The sequence below is a fragment of the Candidatus Cloacimonadota bacterium genome (genome assembly GCA_020532085.1).
Taxonomy (GTDB): Bacteria; Cloacimonadota; Cloacimonadia; order Cloacimonadales; family Cloacimonadaceae; genus Syntrophosphaera.
In genome coordinates this window covers 1-2593 of sequence record JAJBAV010000093.1, presented here as the reverse complement: position 1 = coordinate 2593, position 2593 = coordinate 1, and the positions used below count along the sequence as shown (strand labels likewise).

Annotated in this window: 3 protein-coding genes; all 3 read right to left on the bottom strand. The window is 53.0% G+C overall.

Annotated elements, in window-relative coordinates; genetic code table 11:
• The coding region (locus tag LHW45_11340; GenBank protein MCB5286162.1) for a 30S ribosomal protein S6e at positions 1–166 on the bottom strand (166 nt) is incomplete at its 3' end.
• A gap of 62 nt (positions 167–228) precedes the next feature.
• Entirely contained in the window at positions 229–1305 is a 1077-nt protein-coding gene (locus LHW45_11335) for a bifunctional phosphoglucose/phosphomannose isomerase (GenBank protein MCB5286161.1), read from the bottom strand.
• Positions 1305–2593 (bottom strand): translation initiation factor IF-2 (infB, locus tag LHW45_11330; protein MCB5286160.1); only part of this gene is annotated, 1289 nt, incomplete at its 5' end. The genes LHW45_11335 and infB, both read right to left, overlap by 1 nt.

Here is a 2593-nt window from a genome sequence, read left to right as displayed (position 1 = left end):
TTCCGCCTGTGATCTTGAGCTTGTAACCGGGGAGCCCTACGAAAATTCCGTCGACGACCTCTCCGATGTTTTTACCAATCAGAGAGTTCGCGTGGTGGCCCGACACGGCAACATTGTAAGATTTGCCCGTCTTAACGTCATTCACGATAGTTTTGAAGTCTACCATTTGAACACCTGTGGGTCGCTCCTATTCAGGTCAAACTTATATACCTTTCCATTCGGGAGAGGTCACTTCTGGCCCTTGGAAATTATTCTCCTCTTGGGCTTGGTCTTGCTATACGGCAGTATTTTGCCAAGGCGCGTTTTGAGCTCCGATATCGAAGCGACCTCGCTCGGGTCGACCCCGTTGATATATGCCAGATACAATGAGACATAGTCTCCGATCATCACAGAACGCAACAGCTTCTCGGTCGTCGACCTTCCGCGTATCTTAACTACCATGGGTACCACATCATAGCCCCTGAGGACCTCTATCGCGGCATCCATCGCCTTCTTTTTCACCTTGGACATCCTCTCTTCGTAAAGGAATATCGGAACGCATGATTCCCTGACGGAACCTTCCGACCACCCGGAGATGTCATTATGGCTGAATTCCGGCATGAGGCCCGAAAAGGCCATCATTTTTGAATTTTCGTTGATCTGGGTCTTCCACCTGATGGCAGAAGATGACATCTCGGGAGTGGAATATATTGTCGGAGTGCGACCGTTTATCCTGCGGGCGATCTCCCATGCGACGCTCCTGTTGCTCGCTAGCTTTTCTCTGAATTTCTTCAGCTTAGGCATTATCTTCCCGATTTGGACCTCGAATGATGTTCCCCCGATCTGGTCCATGAGTTTGAGCATGAGACCCAGCGAATAGCCTACTGCGCATCTTGGCTGGAGTCCCGGCATCATTTTCAAAATGAAAAGGCCGTCGTTCTCAGCTCTTTCCAAGAGCTGCCCTCCTGCGGTCATTACTGTGACCTTGAAACCTTTCTCCATGGCATCATCATAAAGTGCCAGCGTCTCCCTGGTATTTCCGGAGTAGCTTGCCACTATGATGAATGTCTCATCGTCCAACCATTTAGGCAGCTCCGGAAAACGCTGTACTATTACAGGATAATTATAATCCGAATATATGCAGTCTGCGAGGATATCGCCGCTTATGGCCGAACCGCCCATCCCGCATACCAGTATCTTGTTGAACTTCGGGCGTATGTCGATCTGGGTCTCCATCGCAAGGTTGAGATCGTCGAGGAAATTGTATATCCCTCCGGCCATGTTGTAGGGGTCGAGATCGAACACTTTCTCAGGAGTATATTTCATCACATCCCCCAGAACATGTCTTCTTTTCTCTTTATGGCTATGAGCTCTTCCATAGCCGCCTTCTCGTCACCGTTCAGGTCCATGTTCGGAAGCTGTTTCACCGATGACTCCAACAGGTCCACATACAGGACGTCGCCCTCGTTTATCTGCCTTCCCGCAGTAACGCCCTCTATGCCGACGGCGACCTCGTCTCCCTGAGAGGCCTCTTTCAAGGTGTCCTCTCCGGTGTGGATGCTCTTTATCTTACCGGCTTCTGCGCCCGTCAGCGTGACGAGCTTCTGGCCTATCCTTATTTTCCCTGCTGTCACGCGCACGCCGACTATGGCGGGCTTGCTGACTCTGAACGTACAGTTCGGGAGAAGGAGGATCTTCGCCGGGAACGCGAACTCGGAGCGCTTGTCGGTCTCGGCCTTCCTCTTGGTCTCGTCGCGCCACAGCACGTATTCGTCGATCAGCTGGTAGACTATAGGATTTGTGAAGACCGCTATTGGCTGATTTTGAAGCTCGGCCTCGGCATCCTTAGAAATGGTCACATTGAATCCGAGGATGACACTTTCGTTCCTGTCCCCGTATGCCGCCTCGACGATGTCCCTTCGGGTTATCTCGCCTATGCCGTACTTCCTGATGGGTATTCCGGCCTGTTTCGCTTCGAAGCCCAGCGCCTCCAGCGATCCGACGGCGTCCGCCTTGATGGATATTCCGGCCTCTACGATATCGACCTTGATCTGCGATTCTTCTTTGATGGTTGAAATGAGCGGGTCGTTGGGCCCGCTGACCACCATGATCGGACCTCCGGCGATGGCGCCTTCCACATTCTGGCACGATATCTTGACGCCCGCCGCCGCGTTGAGTTCCTTCACGGAATCGAACCTGTCCCTGGGGTCGCGTATCTCGTCCAGGGGCTTCGGTTTCAATATGGCCTTTATCTTTGTGAGGATCGGGGCACCTCTCGTTCCGAGCGCGACGGTGTCGCCGCGGCGGATTGTGCCAGAATAAAGAATTATGTCCAGGGTCTTCCCGAGCCCGCGCTCCTCCTTGATCTCCAATATGGTTCCTTTGCCGGGACCTTCGCTCTTCTCGAGCCTCGACTCGAGGAAACGCTGTGCCAGGCCTATGAGCACCAGCATCAGGTCTTGGATCCCCTCGCCTTCTTTGGCGCTTATAGGCACGAGTGCGACGGTCTTTGTGAAGTCGTCGATCCTGTCGTAACGGTCTGCGTAAATGCCTTCCTGGGACATCTGCGCCATGATGTTGTACATCTTTTCGTTGAACACTTCGATCGTGCGTT

What these genes read in the sequence shown, in the direction of transcription:
- LHW45_11335 (MCB5286161.1), bottom strand. Translation starts at nt 1,305, where the DNA reads ATGAAATATACTCCTGAGAAAGTGTTCGATCTCGACCCCTACAACATG.